At 69.0% G+C, this 18,719-nt stretch carries 10 protein-coding genes; 8 read left to right on the forward strand and 2 right to left on the reverse strand.

Annotation, left to right across the window (positions count from 1 at the left end; translation table 11 throughout):
* Window positions 1-12 precede the first annotated feature (12 nt).
* The 7 genes from ACFV6H_RS31530 (at window position 13) to ACFV6H_RS31560 (ending at window position 15,478) form a co-directional block, all read left to right on the forward strand.
* A complete protein-coding gene (locus ACFV6H_RS31530; protein WP_385549097.1) occupies window positions 13-6,300 on the forward strand; it encodes a beta-ketoacyl synthase N-terminal-like domain-containing protein in 6,288 nt (2,095 codons plus the stop codon).
* Window positions 6,297-7,418: a DNA alkylation repair protein gene (locus tag ACFV6H_RS31535; protein WP_385549100.1), complete on the forward strand. Its 1,122-nt coding sequence runs from the start codon at window positions 6,297-6,299 to the stop codon at window positions 7,416-7,418. Before ACFV6H_RS31530 ends, ACFV6H_RS31535 begins: the two co-directional genes overlap by 4 nt.
* Window positions 7,415-11,335, forward strand: coding sequence for a bifunctional SDR family oxidoreductase/pyridoxal phosphate-dependent aminotransferase family protein (locus tag ACFV6H_RS31540; RefSeq protein WP_385549103.1), 3,921 nt, complete (start codon window positions 7,415-7,417; stop codon window positions 11,333-11,335). Before ACFV6H_RS31535 ends, ACFV6H_RS31540 begins: the two co-directional genes overlap by 4 nt.
* Before the next feature lie 71 nt (window positions 11,336-11,406).
* Window positions 11,407-11,754, forward strand: a complete 348-nt coding sequence (locus ACFV6H_RS31545) for a hypothetical protein (protein WP_385549106.1) — start codon at window positions 11,407-11,409, stop codon at window positions 11,752-11,754.
* Window positions 11,755-11,795: 41 nt separating this feature from the next.
* The gene (locus tag ACFV6H_RS31550) at window positions 11,796-12,992 is read left to right on the forward strand and encodes a class II histone deacetylase (protein WP_385549109.1); all 1,197 of its coding nucleotides are present in this window, start codon (window positions 11,796-11,798) and stop codon (window positions 12,990-12,992) included.
* A complete protein-coding gene (locus tag ACFV6H_RS31555) occupies window positions 12,989-13,843 on the forward strand; it encodes a thioesterase II family protein (protein ID WP_385549112.1) in 855 nt (284 codons plus the stop codon). The genes ACFV6H_RS31550 and ACFV6H_RS31555 overlap by 4 nt, the downstream gene beginning before the upstream one ends.
* 9 nt (window positions 13,844-13,852) lie before the next feature.
* Window positions 13,853-15,478 carry an MFS transporter gene (locus ACFV6H_RS31560; protein WP_385549116.1) on the forward strand — a complete coding sequence of 542 codons (1,626 nt, stop codon included), beginning with the start codon at window positions 13,853-13,855 and terminating at the stop codon, window positions 15,476-15,478.
* Window positions 15,479-15,593: 115 nt separating this feature from the next.
* Here ACFV6H_RS31560 and ACFV6H_RS31565 read toward each other — a convergent pair whose 3' ends face one another.
* Window positions 15,594-16,043, reverse strand: a complete 450-nt coding sequence (locus tag ACFV6H_RS31565; protein ID WP_385549119.1) for a VOC family protein — start codon at window positions 16,041-16,043, stop codon at window positions 15,594-15,596.
* A 246-nt stretch (window positions 16,044-16,289) separates the two neighbouring features.
* Here ACFV6H_RS31565 and ACFV6H_RS31570 point away from each other — a divergent pair, with 246 nt between their 5' ends.
* The gene (locus ACFV6H_RS31570; RefSeq protein ID WP_385549122.1) at window positions 16,290-16,895 is read left to right on the forward strand and encodes an N-acetylmuramoyl-L-alanine amidase; all 606 of its coding nucleotides are present in this window, start codon (window positions 16,290-16,292) and stop codon (window positions 16,893-16,895) included.
* A gap of 123 nt (window positions 16,896-17,018) precedes the next feature.
* On the opposite strand, the gene ACFV6H_RS31575 is transcribed toward ACFV6H_RS31570, so the two are convergent.
* Window positions 17,019-18,578: an alpha/beta hydrolase family esterase gene (locus ACFV6H_RS31575; protein WP_385549125.1), complete on the reverse strand. Its 1,560-nt coding sequence runs from the start codon at window positions 18,576-18,578 to the stop codon at window positions 17,019-17,021.
* Between the last annotated feature and the right edge of the window lie 141 nt (window positions 18,579-18,719).

Here is an 18,719-nt window from a genome sequence, read left to right on the forward strand (position 1 = left end):
GAAGGGAGTGCTGTGACCGAGGACGACGACAGCCGAATCGCCGTGATCGGCATGGCCGTACGGCTCCCGGGAGCCGAGGACATGGTCGATCTGCGGCGGATGCTCACACATGAGTCCGTCGAGGTGGACGAGGTGCCCGCGAGCCGCTGGGCTCGGGAGCTGTATCTCGGCGACGGCGGCCACCAGGGCTCGCACCACCGTGGTGCGTTCCTCCAGGATCCGTTCTCCTTCGACCACGAGGCGTTCGGGATGACCGCCGAGGACGCCGTCCTCCTCGATCCTCAGCAGCGGTTGATGCTGGAGGTCGGCGGCCGGGCCTTCGAGGACGCCGGCTGTCTGGCGTCCGGACGCAGGCTCAACGCCGGTGTGTTCGTCGGCGCGCGTATGAACTCGTACGGTTTCGACCAGGGCCGCGGCCTCTCACCCGACTGGGCCGACGGAACCGCCGCGACGGCCGGGCCGACCGGCTCGATCGATGCGAGCAGCTCGATTGCCCCGACCGGGCGCGGGACCGGCGCGGTTCGGCCCGTCCCTGCCGCCCTGTGGGGACGGTCCCAGAACTTCATGGCGGCCTGGCTCTCGGACCGGTTCGATCTCTCGGGGCCGAGTCTGGTCGTGGACACGGCCTGCTCCTCGTCGCTGACCGCGGTCTGGCTCGCCTGCCGGAGCCTTCGGGCGGGCGACTGCGAGCTGGCGGTGGTGGGCGCGGTCGATCTGCTGATCGATCCTCTGACCTTTGTCCTCCTCTCCCGTACGGGTGCGCTCTCCAAGGACGGGCTGTGCCACACCTTCGACGAGAAGGCCAACGGCTATGTCCCGGGCGAAGGCGCGGCGGCACTGGTGCTCAAGCCGATGAAGGCGGCGGTGGCCGACGGTGATCTGATCCTCGGCGCCATCGCCGGCGTCGGTGTCAACAATGACGGTCACACCATGGGGGTGACCACACCGAGCCTCGAAGCGCAGGTGGAGCTGTTGACCAAGGTGTACGGGAAGGTCGATCCGTCGACCGTTCAGTACATCGAGGCACATGGCACGGGCACGGCCATCGGCGACCCGATCGAAGTACGGGCGCTCACCGAGGTGTTCGGACGGCTGGGCGCGGCGCGTGGCTCCGTGGCGCTGGGCTCGCTCAAGCGGCGGATCGGCCATCTCCACTCGGCGTCGGGGCTGGCCGGACTCGCCAAGATCATCACAAGCCTCTATGAGGGTCTGCTTCCGGGTATCGCGGTCGAGGCCCCCAACCCTCGTCTGGGGCTGGAGATCAGCCCTTTCTATCTGCCGGAAACGTCAAGTCCCTGGCCCAGCAAGGCGATTCGCCGGGCGGGAGTGAGCGGATTCGGCTTCGGCGGCACGAATGTCCACGTCGTGGCGGAAGCGGTCCCTGCTCCGGCACCGGTCCCGGCCGCCACTGCTTCCGACGGCAGCGACGGCACATCGCCTCGCCCTGTGGAGGTGCTGCCGCTGTCGGCGGACAGCCCGGACGGTCTGCGTGAACTGGCCGCGCAGTGGCTGGAGTTCCTGCCGACGGTGACGGCGGACGATCTCGGCAGTGTGTGTGCCACCGCCCGGCTGGCCCGCCCGCACCGTGCCGTACGTACCGTCGTGACCGGACACGACACCGACGCGCTCGCCGCCGCCCTGCGCGCGCGGCTGCTGGCGGCCGATGTCCCGAGGGCCGAGCGCCGGACCAACGGCCTCCGGCCCACCGTGATGGTGCGGCCGACCGAGGCCTCGGCTCCGCCCGGTTGGCTGACGGCGCTGAACCGTTCCGTACCCTCGGTACGGGAGACCGTCGGCCGGTTCGAGGAGGCGTCCGGCCGCCGACTGGCCGAGTTTTCCGGCGAGTTGCTGAGGATCTGCGCCGGTGTCGCCCTCGTACTGGCGCTGAGGGATCTCGGTCTGCCCGAGCAGTCCATGGATCTGCCCTCGGGCTGGCAGCCGATCGCGGACTTCGCCCACGGACGTGCGTCTCTGGAGCAGGCGCTCGCCGAAGTGCTCAGCCATGAGAACGACGAGCGGAGCCGCACCGGCGGGCGGCCCGGGACAGCCGGGACCAGCCTTCACCGGGACGGCGAGATCTGCGCGCGGCTGGCCGGTGCCGGTGCCACGGACGAGCGCGAGGTCGCCGCCGTGTTCGCGGCGATCGTGGCGGAGATCCACGAGTCCGGGCAGGACATCGACTGGGCCGCCTTCCAAGGAGAGCGGGCTTGGGCCAAACGGCTGCTGCCGGTGGCCCAGCCGCGCGGACGCGCACTGGACCTGCGTGAGCCGCTGCGTTCTCCCGAGCCGGGAACACCGGTGACACTGGACTCCGACGCGGGAGCCGGCGGCGGATATGTCTTCTCACGGATGTTCGGCCCTGGCGAGGTGCCCATCGCCCAGCACTCGGTGTATCGCAGGATCATGCTCCCGGGTGTCGCGTGGTTCGACTTCCTGCGCCAGGGTGCCGAGCTGCGCGGAGACACCTTCCACGGCGTGCGGGACGTCCTGTTCCACCGTCCGCTGATTCCCTCGGCCACGGCGGGAGCGCAGCGGGTGGTGTGCCGGGTCGACGGCAGCGGACGATTCACGGTCGAGGACGGCGTATCCGAAGTCCCTTATGTCACCGGGCGGTTCGCCGCGGACGCGGGACCGGCACCGGAGTCCGAGCCGGTGGCCGCCCTTCTGCGGCAGTGCTCCCGACTGCACGCGGGATCGAGCCTGTACCGCTGGCTGCGCCGTATCGGTTACCACCACGGCCGCTACTACCGGAACATCTCCTGGGTGGCGAGCCTGCCCGACGGTGGCACTCTCGCCAGGATCGAGGGCGGCCGTCAGCGGGAGATGAACCCGGCGGATGTACGGCTGTTCCCGGGCCTGCTCGACAGTGTGACCATCGCCGCGATCGATCCGGACAATCCCGTCTTCGGCGCGGACGACGCGACCGCCTTCATCCCGCTTTCCGCCGACCGCGTGCTGGTCCATGGGGCGGGCTCCCTGGACGACGCCGCCTATGTACGGACCGAGGTCTTCTTCTGGAACGAGGAGGCCTGCCGGGTCACCCAGGTGGTGATCGACGCGGCAGGCAAGGTGCTGCTGGTCTTCGGTGACATCTCGTCAAAGCGCGTTCCTGGAACGGCGTTCAGCGGTGGGACGGATGTCGGCGGGACCGCGCCTTCCGACGGGCCGACGGCGGTTGTCGCGTCGGCGGCGGAGCCTGCCACCATGCCCTCGGAGACGGTGGCCGAGCCGGTCCGAGCGGGAGCCGTCGTGGCGCACGGCTCACCTGCCGCGCGTGTGCTCACCTGGTTTCTGGAGCTGACGGGCGTCTCCGACGAACACACCGACACCGAGTTTCTGTCCGCGGGGTTCGACTCGGTCGGTCTGGTCGGACTGAGCGACCGGATCTCCCAGGAGCATGGGCTCTCGCTCTATCCGACGGTCTTCTTCGAGTACCCGACTCCTCGCGAATTCGCCGACTATCTGGTCCGGGAAGCTCCTGACTTCGTCCCGCCACCGGCCGCTTCGGCCGCCGTACGGGCGCCTGAACTGGAACCCGTTCCCGCTCCCGAGCAGATGGAGACGCAGCCGCCGAAGTCCGCTCCGGCCCAGGCCACTTCACAGCCCAGGAGCTCGCCCGCCCGCCAAGCGTCGTCCTCGCGTGATATCGCCGTCGTCGGCGCCGCGATCCGGGTGCCCACCGCACGTACCCTGGCCGACTACTGGTCCCTGCTCGCCGAAGGGCGCGACACCGTACGGACGCTCCCGCCGGACCGGTGGAGTTCCATGGACGGCAACGGCAACGGCAACGGCAACGGGAGCGCGGTCGGCGACGAGGACGCGGAGGTCCCGCACGCGTCCTTCCTGGAGAGCGTCGACGAGTTCGATCCGGCTCCGTTCCGGATCTCCGCGCGCGAGGCCCCGCTGATCGATCCGCAGGCCAGGATCGTCTACGAGACGATCTGGGAGGCCCTGGAGGACGCCGGCCGCCTGGGCGACCGCGCCCGTGACAGCCGTACCGGCCTCTGGATCGCGTACAGCCACGACCACTACCACGAGGAGCGGTCACGCCACGGTGTGTCCGCCGGGCGCGGGCTGGGCCTTGAGGCCATGATCCCGAACCGGCTCTCCTACCTCATGGACTGGCACGGCCCGAGCGCGGTCGTCAACACACTGTGCTCGTCGTCGCTGGTCGCCCTGCACACCGCGCTCCAGCATCTACGGGCAGGCGATATCGACACGGCGGTGATCGGCGGCGTACACGCGGCGATCAGCCCCGAGTACTTCCGCTCGATGGGCGATCTGATGGCGCTGTCGCCGCAGCACCGCTGCCGCTCGTTCGACGCCTCCGCCGACGGATTCACACCGGGCGAGGGCGCCGTGGCGGTGGTGCTGCGCCGGTACGAGGACGCCCACCGGGACGGCGACCGTGTCCGGGGCCTGATCAAGGGCGCGGCCGTCAATCACGGCGGTCGTACCACCCGCTACTCGGCACCGAGTCCACGCGCTCAACGGGAGGTCATCTCGGCCGCGTTGAAGGACGCCGGGATCGGTCCGGAGAGTATCGGGATGGTGGAGGCGCACGGCACGGGGACGAGTCTGGGTGATCCGATCGAGGTGGACGGGCTTTCGCGTGCGTGGCGTGAGTGGACGGACCGTACGCAGTTCTGCGCGATCGGTTCGTTGAAGAGCAACATTGGTCATCTGGAGCCGGCAGCCGGCCTTGCCGGGCTGGTGAAGGTGCTTCTCGCGATGGAGCATGAGGAGATTCCGCCGACATTGCATGTGACGCGGCCCAATGATCACATCCGGTTCGAGGACAGCCCGTTCTATATTGCCGACCGGCCGGTTTCCTGGCCGCGTACGGAAGGTGCGCCACGGCGGGCCGCACTCAGCGCCTTCGGCATGGGTGGTGTCAACGCGCATGTCATCATCGAAGAACCCCCCGCTGTCCCGGCACCCGAATCCCTGGCCCAGGAGAGTCATGTCCTTCGGATCAGCGGCGCCACCGAGGGCACCGTACGCGAGCTGGCCGCCGCATACACACACGAGTTGGGCGCGTTGCGCGAGGACGCGCTGAGCGATTTCGTCTTCACCGCGAACGCGGCGCGCGCCTCGCATCGCTATCGGACCGCCGTCCGCGGAGCCACACATGATGAGCTGGCGCATGGACTGAACGAGGTGGCTCTGGGCGGGCGGACGGTGACACGGCTGGCGAATCTGCCGGCACCGGCCGTGTTCATGTTCACGGGTCAGGGCTCGCAGTACGGGGACATGGGCCGTGGGCTGTTCGCGACGGAGCCATTGTTCCGTGCGGCGCTGGAGGAGTGTGCGGAGCTGCTGGCGCCGCACACCGACACACCGCTCCTTGAGTTGTTGTTCGGCGAGGCTCAGGCCGCCCTTGATCAGACGCGGTATGCGCAGATCGGTATCGTGAGTGTGCAGGTGGCGCTGGTCCGGATGCTGGAGGCCTGGGGAATACGGCCCGATATGGTCGTGGGCCATAGCGTAGGGGAGTTGACGGCCGCATGGGCGGCCGGAGCTGTGTCGCTTCCTGATCTGCTGCGGCTGGTGGCGGTACGTGGGCGGCTGATGCAGGCCCAGCCGACGACGGGCACGATGGCGGTGGTCCACGCCGACGCGGAGACGGTGCGCACTGCCCTCGCCGGGTATCCCGGTGTGGAGATCGCCGCGTACAACGCTCCTCGGTCCCTGACCATCAGTGGCCCCGAAGCCGCCATTGATGCCTTCTGCACGCGGACCGGTCACCACACACAGAAGTTGACGGTCAGTCATGCCTTTCACTCGGCGGCCATGGAGGGCGCTCTCGCGCCCTTCGCCGAAGCCGTCGCCACGACCTCACTCTCCGCTCCCCGGATTCCCTTCGTATCGACGTACACCGATGACCGGCACACCGCCACCACCGTCACCGATCCGCATGTCTGGGCCAGGGCGATCCGCGAACCGGTTCGCTTCTCGCAGGCGTTGACCACGGTCGGCGACGCCGGAGCACGGGTCTTCTGGGAGATCGGTCCGCATCCCGTGCTTACCGCGCTCGGGCGTGCCACTCTGCCCGACGCCGGGCTTCAGTGGCTGCACACACTACGCCGTGGCCGCTCCGACCAGCAGGAGCTGCACACCGCCCTGATCAGTCACTACAACCACGGCAACTCGGAGATCCACTGGGACGCCGTGCATCACGGCAAGAACCAGCGCACCACCACCATTCCCACCTATCCCTTCAACCGGCAGAGGTTCTGGATCTCGGCCCCGACACGGCACGCACAACCACTCCCCGAAGAGAGCACAGCGAACACATGAGCAGCGAGTACGGACTGAAGCGGCACTTCAACGGCGACGCGGCCCGCCTGCTGGGCGGAAAGATCCGCGCCGTCCACCCGGAATTCGATGTCGACGGTTACGCCGCCGAGGTCGAGCGGCGCATTCCCGGCAAGGAGCTGAAGGACCGTGTCCTCGTCCTCACCGAAGGGCTGCGCAGCCGGCTGCCCGCCGACTTTGCCGAGGCCGTCGGCATTCTCGTCTCGATCCTTGAGGACGAACTCGCCGAAGGGGAAGGGATGTTCAATGTCAGCTGGTATCTGATGCCGGTCGCGCGGTTCGTCGAGGAGTACGGCCTCGACCATCCCGAGGTCTCCCTCGACGCACTGGTCGAGATCACCAAGCGGCATACCGCGGAGTACGCGATCCGGCCCTTCATCGAGAACCACTACGAGCTGACGATGAAGCGCATGCCCGCGTGGACCGCCGATCCCAGCCACAATGTCCGCAGAATGGTGAGCGAGGGCACCCGCTCGCGGCTTCCCTGGGCTCGCACACTCACTCTCTTCGTCAAAGATCCTCAGCCGGTCCTGGACGTACTCGAACCGCTGCGCAGCGATCCTTCGGAGTATGTCCGCAAGTCGGTGGCGAACAATCTCAACGACATCTCGAAGGACGCTCCCCAGATCGCCCTCGCGACCGCGCTCCGCTGGTCCGAGGAGAGCCCGACGCCCGAGACCGCCTGGATCGTACGGCACGGACTGCGCACGCTCGTCAAGAAGGGCGATCAGCAGGCGCTGACGATCCTCGGTGCGACCGGCGGCGAGCACATTCGGGTCCCGAGTCTGCGGATCACACCGCAGGCAGTGGCTCTCGGCGACACGTTCGCCATCTGTCTCGACATCGAGAACACCGACGGGCGGTCCCACAGCGTCGCCGTCGACTATGTGGTGCATCTCGTCCGCAAGAACGGCCGCTCGATCCCGAAGGTATTCAAGTTCACCACGCTCGAACTGGCGGCGGGTGAGCGCAGAACGCTGGAGAAGTCCCACACGATCAAGGCGATCCAGACCCGTACGTACTACCCGGGGGAGCATGTCATCGACATTCAGGTGAACGGCCTGGTCAGGGCCACGGACAGATTCGATCTACGACTGTGATCCGCGTCCGGCACCATCTCAGCGGAGACGATCCGGTGGTCCGTGACCACCGGATCGGTGGGACACCCGTACTGCCGGCCGCCGCGCAGATCGACACCATGCTCACCGTTTGCGACACCACACGTCCGGACAGCCAGTGGCGGCTCGACCAGGTCGCGTTCGTGGCACCGCTCCACGTCCCGGCGCCAAAGTCCGGAGCTCAGGCGGGAGTTGAGATCGAGGTCGCCGTGGATGCGGGCGAGGGCGGTGAATGCTCGGTCAGCTCGTCACGGCCCGACGGAGGCTACGGACCCGACGGACCCGACGGAGGCGACGACGGAGAGCGGGCGTGGTCGGTGCACAGCCGGGCACGGGCGACCGGAGTCGCGCTGCCGCCACCTCGCTATATCGATGTGTCACGGCTGCGCGCCGGTTGCTCCGACACGGTACCGCTGTCCGCCGTGACCGAGTGGCGGCGAGGGAGCGGGATCGAGTACGGCCCTGCCTTCCAGGCGATTCGCGCGCTCCATCGCGGCCCGGCGCGGATGCTCGCGCTGCTGCGCGCGTCCGAGGGCGGGCCCGGCTCGTACTTCGTACCACCGGCCCTGCTGGACAGTGTCTTCCAGTGCCTGGGCATGCTGGATGCCGGCGCGGCCGGCGCCTGTCTGCCCTGGTACGTGGGCCGGATCACCGCCCGCCGCAGGGTCTCGGGTACGGTCCTGGCCCTGGTCGAGCGGACGGACGCGCCGGCCTCGGCGGAGGGCGCGGGCGGCGGCGGTTTCGTACGAGGCCGGGCCACCGTCTGCAATCAGCAGGGCGAGGTCCTTCTCGAACTGGACCGGATCACCTTGAAGAGTGTGTCGCCGCCCACTTCCCGGGCGCCCGTGAGGACCTCGGCCCGCCGCTCGTCCGGGAGAGTCGAGTCCCCGGTCTGGCGCCCGACGGTCCCGACTCCGGTCCCGACTCCGGTGCCGATGTCGTCCGAGGGGACGACTCTCGTCGTATCGGCCGATGACAGCGCGCGATTGACGGACCGTCAATTAGTCCGGCTCACCCCCGAGGAACTTCGGAGCGAGCGTATCGATGCCCTGCCGGCCGACATACGCGAGGTGATGTATGTGGCGCCGCGTGGCATCACCGACGCGGAGAAGGCGACCGAGGCGCTGCACGGTGTCTTCACTCTCGTACGGCGGCTGGCCGCGCATCCGCCGATGCCGGACCTCACCGTCATCACCGACGCCGCTCAGAATGTGACCGGCGGCGAGTCGGTCGAGCCGTACCAGAGCGCCCTGTGGGGGCTGGCCCGTACGCTGCGGACCGAGTATCCACGAGCCCGTGTCCGGCTGCTCGACCTCGGTGACAGCGGAACGTCCGCGCCACCGGCGCCGGACACCGCCCGCTTTATGGAGCCGGAACTCGCATGGCGCGACCGCGCCTGGTACGAACCTCACCTCACACCGGTCCCTGTCGACACCTCCTCCCTGGAACGGCCCTCTCCCGTGCGGATCGGCGGTGGCAGATTCCTGATCACGGGCGGTATGGGTGGCATCGGCCTCCATGTCGCGGAGTTCCTCGCCCGGGAGGGCTGCGCACATCTCACGCTGGTCGGCAGAACAGAGCCGCAGGACGGCGAGATACGACAGCGGCTCGACCGGCTGGCCGCCGTCTGCGATCTTGATGTCGTCCGCGTGGATGTGCGCACGCTCGGTGACGCGCTGCGCGACACCAAGCCCTTCGACGGTGTGTTCCACGCGGCCGGTGTACTCCGCGACGGTCTGGCCCGCTCGCTGACACCGGAGCTGATCGACGAGGTCTTCGGTCCCAAGATCGGCGGTGCGCACTCGCTCGACACCGCGTTCCCGCCGGAGGCCAGGCCCGGATTTGTCGCCCTCTTCTCGTCCGTCTCCGCCGTCCACGGAAACCTCGGACAGAGCGGCTACTCCACGGCCAACGCCTATCTGGACGGGTACGCGGCGGCCAAACGAGCCCAGGGCGAAGCCTGGTACAGCCTCGGCTGGGGCCTGTGGACCGTCGGAATGGGCGAGCAGATCGTACAGGCCGCCGCCGCGCGCGGTGTCCCCGCACTCTCCGCCGACGAGGGCATCGGCCTGCTCCGGGCCGCTCTCGCTCTTCCTCCCGGGCATTACGTCCTGTCCGCCTCTCCGATCTCGAAGGACGAACAGATGACTCTTGTGACACCAGAAGTCGGGCTGTGGCCGTCGCTCTCGGCGATCTTGAAGAAGACACTGCATATCGCCGATGTGTCGCCGGAAGACAGCCTGCTGGACATGGGCCTGGATTCGATGATGGCGGTCGAGGTGGCAGCCGCGCTCTCCGCCGAGGGGCTGGAGGTCGATCCGGTGGCGTTCTTCGAGCACGGCACTGTCGGTGCGCTGCTCGGCCATCTGGAAGCCCTGCCACGGACTGGACCGGCGCCTTCCCACACGCCTACGCACACTCCCACGCGCAGCCCCATGCCTCCGCCTCCGGCCGTGCCCACGCCGGTCACTCCCTTCATCCCGGAATGGGACCGCTTCCGGAACGTCGACACGTTGCCCTCGCTCTCCGTTCCCGCGGCCGAGCGTCGCTCCGTCCTCACAGCCGCCCCCGAGACACGCGGCCTCGCGCGGTCCACGGCGCCGGGCCGCCGGCCTCGGCATACGGCTCCCGCCGGACCGTCACCGTCGGCGCCGGGCGCGTCGATCCCTCGGCGTACGCTGCCCGGGCGCCTCTCCGATCTGCCGCACGGCTCGTTCCTCGACCGCCGTATCGACGCACTGTCGGCCGAGGACCGTGTCGTCGTCGCCCAGGACGACTACTTCTACGAGCCGGTCATCGAGCAGGCCGAGGGCTCCTGGATCAAGTTCGACGGGCGCTGGTTCCTCAATCTCGCCTCGTACAGCTATCTCGGCCTCGTCGGACACGACTACATCGACCAGCAGGCCCAGCGCGCCCTGGAACGGCACGGCACCGGCGCCCACGGCGTACGGCTTCTCGCGGGCACTCTGCATCTCCACCGTGAACTGGAGCTGACCATCGCCCGTTTCCTCGGCACCGAGGACGCGATCGTCTTCTCCAGCGGCTATATGGCGAATGTGGCGACCGTCGGCGCGCTGGCCGGCCCGGACGACGTCATCATCGGCGATGTCTACAACCATGCGAGCATCCTGGACGGTTACCGTCTCTCCGGCGCGAAGGTCATCACCTACGCGCACAACGATCTGGCGGATCTGGAACGCGCGCTGCGCACGGCGGGCGGCGCCGGGCGGCTTGTCGTCACCGACGCCGTCTTCAGCATGGACGGGGACATCGCCGATCTGCCGGGCATCGTGGAGCTGTGCGAGCGCTACGACGCGCCGCTGATGGTGGACGAGGCGCACAGCCTGGGCGTCCTCGGCGCCACCGGCCGTGGCATCACCGAACACTTCGGTATCGACCCGGCGCGTGTACCCATCAAGATGGGCACACTCTCCAAGACCGTGCCGAGCGCGGGCGGTTATGTCGCGGGATCGAGCGATCTCGTCTTCGCGCTGAAGAACAACGCGCGCGGATGGATGTTCTCCGCCGCGGCCACACCGACCCAGACGGCGGCGGCCAAGGCCGCCATCGAGGTGATGGAGGCGGCGCCGACGCTCGCCGGTGAACTGCGCACCACCACCGACCGCTACCGGGACAAGCTGCGCCGGCTCGGCTTCAACACACTGGCGAGCGAGTCACCGGTGGTGCCGATCCTCTGCGGCAGCGCCGAACAGGCGCAGACGATGGCCCGGCTCTGCCAGCGCGACGGTCTGTTCGTACAGCCGATCGTCTATCCGGCCGTGCCCCGCGCGCTACCTCGGCTGCGGACCATCGTCAATCTCAGCCACTCCGACGACGATCTCGACGAGGCGCTCGCGACGCTGGAGAAGGCCGGCCGCCGTATCGGACTCATCGCCTGACCACCAGCCCACGCACCACGAACCGCCCAGCCGGCCAGAACCGCCCAGCCAGAGAGAACAAGGAGACCGCAATGAGCGACATCGACGGCAAGGCCTTCTTCGGAGCGGTACTGAAGGCCATCGCGTGCACACGCAATCACAACACGGACCAGAGCGAGTACGCCGCTGGCGTGCTTGAACCGGCCACGCGCATACGGGAGTTCGAGAAGGAGCTCGGAGAGCGCCCGCCGACCCGCGCGGAGGCCGAACAGGTCCTCGGCTGGCTGGAGTCGACGTTCCGTACGAAGCGGACGCCCGACGAGGAGCGGGAGCACTACCTCGCCCGTATCGCGGAGGTTTCCGGTCCCGGTCTCTCCGGCTCCGTGGGTCTCTCCGGCGCCGTGGTCTCCGGTCCGGCTCCCGCGCGCGTATCCGTCTAGGTTCCAGCTCCGCCCGACATCTGAGGAGGAGGCCGGCCGGTATGCCGAACCTTGCGTGGTACAGCCACGAGATCTGCTTCTGGCACGATCCCGGACCAGGCTCCGGGTACGTACCGGTCGGCCCGGGGATCGAGCCGCTGCGCCAGTTCGCCGTGGACCCGGATCTGCGGAGGTCCGAGGGCCTGGTCAGGGCGTCCGGAGTGCTGGACCGCTTCACCCAGGTCACTCCGGTCCCGGCCACCGACGAGGAGCTGCTGCTCGTCCATGTGCCCGAGCACATCGACAGGATCGAGGCCACCTCGGCGCTCGGTGCGGGCGACGCCGGGGTGTACGCCCATGTCAACTACCACAGCGCGCGCGCCGCTCGGCTGGCGGTGGGCGCGTGTGTCCAGGCCACCGCCGCCGTGCTGGACGGCACGTTCGACCGTGCGTACTGCCTCGTACGCCCGCCGGGCCATCACGCCGAGCCGGACCGGGCGATGGCGTTGTGTCTCTACAACAACGTGGCCATCGCGGCGCGTACCGCACAACTCCGGGGCGCGGCCCGGGTGATGGTGCTGGACTGGGACGTCCACCACGGCAACGGCATCCAGCGGACCTTCTACGAGGATCCCGAGGTGCTCTATGTCTCGATCCACCAGGAGGGACTGTTCCCGCCCGCGTCCGGACTCGTCACCGAGACGGGCGCGGGCCCGGCCGTCGGCACGACGCTCAATGTGCCGCTGCCGGCCGGTTCGGGGCACGAGACCTATCTCGCCGCCGTCAGCCGGATCGTGGCGCCCGCGGCACGCGCCTTCGCGCCGGATCTGATCCTGGTGGCGGCGGGCGTCGACGCGGGCGGCCACGACCCGATGGGCCGGATGATGTGCACCAGCCGCACCTTCCACACCATGGCGTCGATGCTCTGCGACCTGGCCGAGGAGCTGACGCACGGAAAGATCGTCTTCGCCCATGAGGGCGGCTACTCGGCCTGGTACCAGCCGATGCTGGTGCTGGGCACCGCCGCCGCGATCGCCGGGCTGCCCGAGCCGCAGGATCCCTTTCTGCACTCGCTGGAGCATCTGCCCGGCCAACGGCTCAGACCTCATCAGAACCGGGTGATCGAACATCTCGAATCCCGCCACCCACTGCTGGCCGGGACCGGGACCGAGACCGGGACCGGCTCCGGCGAGAGCGCCGCCAGCAACGGTGTTGGCAGCGGCGTCAACGGTGCGGTGACAGGAGGCGTCGGACCATGACGGCCAACTGGCTGCTCAGAGTGGGCACCGGCGGCGGCCGTCGCGCCGCCGCCGTGGCGCTCCGTCCCCGTCTGCGTCTCATCGCCCTGCCGCACGCCGGCGGCTGGCCCTCCGCGTTCCGCTCCTGGCGGCAGGTGCTCCCCGAGGATGTGGAGTTCCTGGTGGGCCAACTCCCGGGCAGAGGACCTCGGACGGAGGAGCCCGCGGCCCGCCGTGTCGAGCCTCTGGTCGAAGGGCTGAGCCGTGCGGTGGCCGAGCTGGAGCCTCTTCCGTACGCGATCCTCGGCCACAGCTTCGGCAGCGTCCTTGGGTACGAACTCGCCAAGGCCATGGAGCAGAAGGGCCTTCCGCCGAGACTGCTCGCCGTCTCCGCCCGTCAGCCTCCGTGCTTCCCGAGCGAACCGCCCTTCGCCCATCTCAGGACCGACGCCGAACTCCTCGCGCATCTCGTGGAGATGGGCGGAATCTCCCGGGAACTGATCAGCCGTACGGATCTGGTACGGCCCGCTCTACGGGCGATCCGCGCCGATCTGGAGGCCATGGAGACCTACCGACGCCCGCTGACCGGGACTTCTGTGCCGATCCTGTCGCTCGGAGCGGTGGACGATCCGGTCGTCGTCGCCGAGCGGCTGCATCTCTGGTCGCTGGAGACCACGGGCACCTTCACCCGCCGGATGTTCACCGGCGGTCACTTCTACCTGTACGCCCCCGGTGCCGCCGCGACCGTCGCCCGGCAGTTGATCGCCGGTCTCGACGGGCCTTCCGGGGACGGCAGTACGGATGTCCCACCTCACCGTCCCGCCGCGCTCGCGCGGCAGGCCGGCCGATCCGTCAACCCATCACCAACGTAAGGACATGTCTTGAGCACGATCGCCGAACCCCGCCACCGGGCCGGACCACGGGAGTGGCTCGGCCTGGCCGTGCTGGCACTGCCGACACTGTTGCTCTCCATCGATGTGAGCGTGCTGCATCTGGCGGTGCCTCATGTCAGTGCCAGTCTGGACCCCAGCGCCTCCCAGATGCTGTGGATCATCGACATCTACGGCTTCACGATCGCCGGGTTCCTTGTCACGATGGGCACCCTCGGCGACCGGATCGGCCGGCGCAGACTGCTGCTGATCGGCGCGGCCGTGTTCGGTGTCGCCTCGGCGGCGGCAGCGTACGCCACGGACCCGGCCACCCTGATCGCCGCCCGTGCCGCGCTCGGTGTCGCCGGTGCCACACTGATGCCGTCCACACTCGCCCTGATCAGCAGTATGTTCCGGGACGCCAAGCAGCGCGGTGTGGCCATCGCGGTGTGGGTCACCATGTTCTCGCTGGGCATCGCCGTCGGCCCGGTGGTCGGCGGCGCCCTGCTGGAACTGTTCTGGTGGGGCTCGGTCTTTTTGCTCGGTGTGCCGATCATGCTGCTGCTGCTCGTGACCGCGCCGGTGCTGCTGCCCGAGTACCGCGACCCAGACGCGGGCCGGCTCGATCTCACCAGTGTGGCGCTGTCACTGGGCGCCATTCTGCCGATCGTCTACGGGCTCAAGGAACTCGCCAACGACGGCGGCACATTGGTGCCGCTGCTCGCGATCGCGGTGGGTCTGGTCCTGGGCGTGGTGTTCGTACGCAGGCAGCGCACACTGGCGAGCCCGCTGCTCGATCTGCGGCTGTTCCGCGACCGTACCTTCGCGACGGCGCTGGTGGCCCTGCTGCTCAGCATGTTCATCGCGGGCGGCACCTATCTCTATGTGACGCAGTATCTCCAGCTCGTCTCCGACAAGTCGCCCATGACGGCCGGGCTGTGGCTGCTTCCCGCGGCCTTCGCGCTGATCGTCACCTCCATGCTCGCTCCGGTTGCGACACGTTGGCTGCGGCCGGCCCATGTGGTGGGCATCGGTCTGGTGATCTCCGCAGCCGGCCATGTGATGCTGAGTCTGGCCGACAGCCCGTCGGGACTGACACAGGTGGTGACCGGATTCCTGTTCGTGTACGCGGGCGGCGGACCGCTCATCGCGCTGGGCACGGACATGGTGGTCGGCTCCGCACCGCCCGAGCAGGCCGGGTCCGCGTCGGCGCTCTCCGAGACCAGCACGGAACTCGGTATGGCGCTGGGCGTCGCGGTCCTCGGCAGCATCGGTACCGCCGTCTACCGCAGTCAGATCACCGTCCCGGCGGAGGTCCCGGCCGAGGCCGCCGACGCGGCCCGGGGCACGCTCGCGGCGGCGGTGGCCGAGGCGGAGAAGCTCTCCTCGGACCTCGGTGCGGCGCTGCTGGGCCCGGCCCGGGACGCCTTCACCAGCGGGCTGAACCTCATCGGTGTGCTCGGCGCCACGCTCGCGCTGGGGACGGCCGTCGTGGTGGCGATCGTGATCCGGACTCCGGCCTCGGGCGACGGCGACAGCGGCGGTGACGGCGACAACGGCCGTACCGATCCGGCGGAGAAGTCCGCGGCCGACATCGGTCCGGCCGTCGCGGCCCAGGACGGCAGCCTGGCTCCGTAACGACGGCCCCGCAACCACGGGCCCCAAGACCGCGGAATCCCCCGTTGACCGCGGGAGCGGTCCGGGCCGGAGACCGATGAAGGTCCCCGGCCCGGACATACGCTCAGGGACAAGCTCACCCGCCGTCGGCCGGTCCACCGGCCGGTCCGCCGAAGGCGTCGGCGAACTCCGGGGACGGCTTGATCGGCGTGATGATGTCGACCAGCACACCGTCGGGATCGGCGACGATGAAGTGCCGCTGTCCGAAGTCCTCGCTGCGCAGTGGCAGTACGGGCGTCAGCCCGGCGCCGTCCACGAGCCGCGCGTGCTCCGCGTCGACATCGTCCACTTCGAGATTGAGCAACAGCCCCTGTGCGGGCCTGCGATACGCCTCCGGCATGGTGGGATGGTCCGCGTCGAGCAGCGCCAGCTCGTAGTACGGCGGCTCGGGCCGGCGCAGACTCACATACCAGTCCGACTGGAATGTCTTCTCGAAACCGAACAGAGTGGTGTAGAACTCCAGGGACTCGGCGAGATGCTCGCTGCAGATCACCGGGTAGAAGCTGGTCACGCTGGGGGAGTTCATCGCTTTCACCGTTCCTGGCTCAGTGCTGTCAGGGCTGGGCCCAAGTATGGAAGCGTTCGCCAAGTTTTTATGCGCGGACGGATGGTCTTCCACGAACGGGTGACACGCGTGTCGGTGGAAGGACGGTGCTCCGGTGTCCGGGTACGCTGCACGCACCGCCAACGCCCGCTGTCCGACGGGCGCATGGGACCGACGGCGCTACGCGCGTCACCACCCGCACGGCTATGGAAAACACGGGAGTTCCCCATGGAAACCGACGAATCCGGCCCGTCGCGCCGTACGTTACTGCGCGCAGGCGCGTATCTCGGCGCCACGTCTCTCGCGGTCGCCACGGCCTCCGCCGTCGCGCGGGCCGGTGAACAGCGCGGTACCGTCCGTCCCGTCCCGGACTGGATCCCGGCCAGTCCCTCCAACTACACGGCGTCCAGCCGCCCTTCGGAGTATCCGGTCGAGTTCGTCATCATCCATGTGACACAGGTGTCCTTCCAGAACGCCAGGAAGATCTTCCAGAACCCGGCCAAGAAGGTCTCCGCGCACTATATGGTCGCCTCGGCGGACGGATACGTCGGCCAGTTCGTGCGGGAGAAGGACATCGCCTGGCACGCCGGCAACTGGGACTATAACACCCGCAGTGTCGGAATCGAGCACGAGGGCTGGGTGGACCGGCCCGAGTACTTCACCGGCGCGATGTACGAGTCGTCCGCGGCGCTGACCGCCGCCGTCTGCGACCGGTACGGCGTACCGAAGGACCGCGGCCACATCATCGCGCACAGCGAGGTCCCGGGCGCCACGCACACCGATCCCGGGCGGTACTGGAACTGGGACCGCTATATGGAACTGGTCAATCGCTGATCCGCGGTGGCGCGGCCGGAATACCGCCTCGGCCGCGCCACCGCGTGCTTGGTGCTGTGCTGTGCTGCGTTGTGTTACGTGACGCGGTGCGATGGGGTGCTGTGCAATGTTGCGTAGTGGCCGCTACTCCCACTCCACCGTCAGCGTCGCGTCGGCTCCCGACCTCAGGAAGATGTACGCCGTCGACGCCGGCGCGTTGACCAGCCGCAGCCGCGCCTGGGTGACGCCCGTACGGTTCACCGCGGTGAAGTCGCCGGACGCCTTCGTTCCCGAGGAGAAGGCACCGAACTCCGCCGCCTCACTCACCGAGGCCGCGGCGGCCCAGTCGTCCGTACCCGTCGCGCAGGTGGCACCGAAGCATCCGCTCCTGACATCCAGCACCAGCCGGTTGCCCGCCGCCCACGGATCACCGCTGCCACTGGCGCGCGCCACCGTCACATACGCACGCTTCACCGTCGCGCCGTCCGGCAGGGACGAGGTGTCGAACGAGAAGAGCGCGCGGTTGTGCAGCCCGTCCGTCCCTCGGCCGACCGCCACACCGAGGCTGCCTTCGAGCGTGCCGACCACCGGACCACCGCCGCTCGCCGACGCCTTCACATAGCCGTCGTCCGCGGCCACACTCGGAAACACCGCGGTGCTCGGAGGCTCTTCTCCACCGGGCTCTCCCGGCTCCTCGGGCGTTCCGGCGCCGCCGTCCAGACCCCAGAACTGTCCGATGCGGTACGAGGCGCAGAGGTTCACATCAAGGATGTACGCGCCCGCGGTGCCGCACTGCTCCGCTCCCGTGCCCGGGTCGACCGGCTGGCCGTGTCCCATGCCGGTGAGCGAGTACGTCTCCACCACGGCCCGTCCCGCGCCGTCGCGGTACACCGCGTGCGGATAGCCGGCCACGGTGTCGTTGGTGTCGGCCGTGGCGTCCGTGCCGTGGACGGCGGTCCACTGCTCCACGGTCTCCCTCATATTGGCGGGCACGACCGTTGTGTCACCGGTGCCCTGCCAGACCGAGACCGACGGCCTGCGCCCGGTGTAACCGGGATACGCGCCACGGACCTTGTCCGCCCAGGCGGCCGGTGTCAGATTCGTCCCCGGATTCATACAGGTGTAGGCGGCCAGCACACTGGTCGCGCAGGCATAGGGCAGTCCCGCCACCGGCGCTCCGGCGGCGAAGACATCCGGATAGGCGGCGAGCACCACATTGGTCATCGCGGCGCCCGCGGAGAGCCCGGTCGCGTACACCCGGGCCGGGTCGCTGCCCAGATCGGTCTTCATCCGGTCCGTCATCTGTTTGACCGACAGGGCTTCGCCCGCGCCCCGCCCGATGTCCCCGGACTCGAACCAGTTGAAGCAGGAGTTGAGATTGTTCCCGGACTGCTGCTGCGGCAGCAGCAGCGCGAAGCCCCACTGGTCGGCCCACTTGGTCCAGCCGGTCTCCGTGTCGTACGCGGCGGCCGACTGGGTGCAGCCGTGCATCGCCACGACAAGCGGGCGGCCCGCGGGCAGACCGTCCGGCACATAGCGGAACATCCGCAGATTTCCCGGGTTCGAACCGAAACCGGTGACTTCGGTGAGTGACGCGGCCCGCGCCACGGGCACGAACCCGGGCCCGCCCACGCCGAGCAGAGTGACCAGCAGCGCAAGCAGCAGTCCGACGGAGAAGAGGTTTCGTGTGCGGGTTCGATGCATGGCGGCTCCTTCGAGGCGTCCCCCTCTTGTGGGTACGGAGAGTAGGGCGGCTCGCACACCGTGGAGCACGGGCCGGACCACCATCAATCCGCCGGAGCGGTGGTGCCTGGCCATATGGACGGCCGGGCCCTGTCCGGCCGC

It is taken from the genome of Streptomyces sp. NPDC059743, assembly GCF_042732975.1.
Lineage (GTDB): Bacteria > Actinomycetota > Actinomycetes > Streptomycetales > Streptomycetaceae > Streptomyces.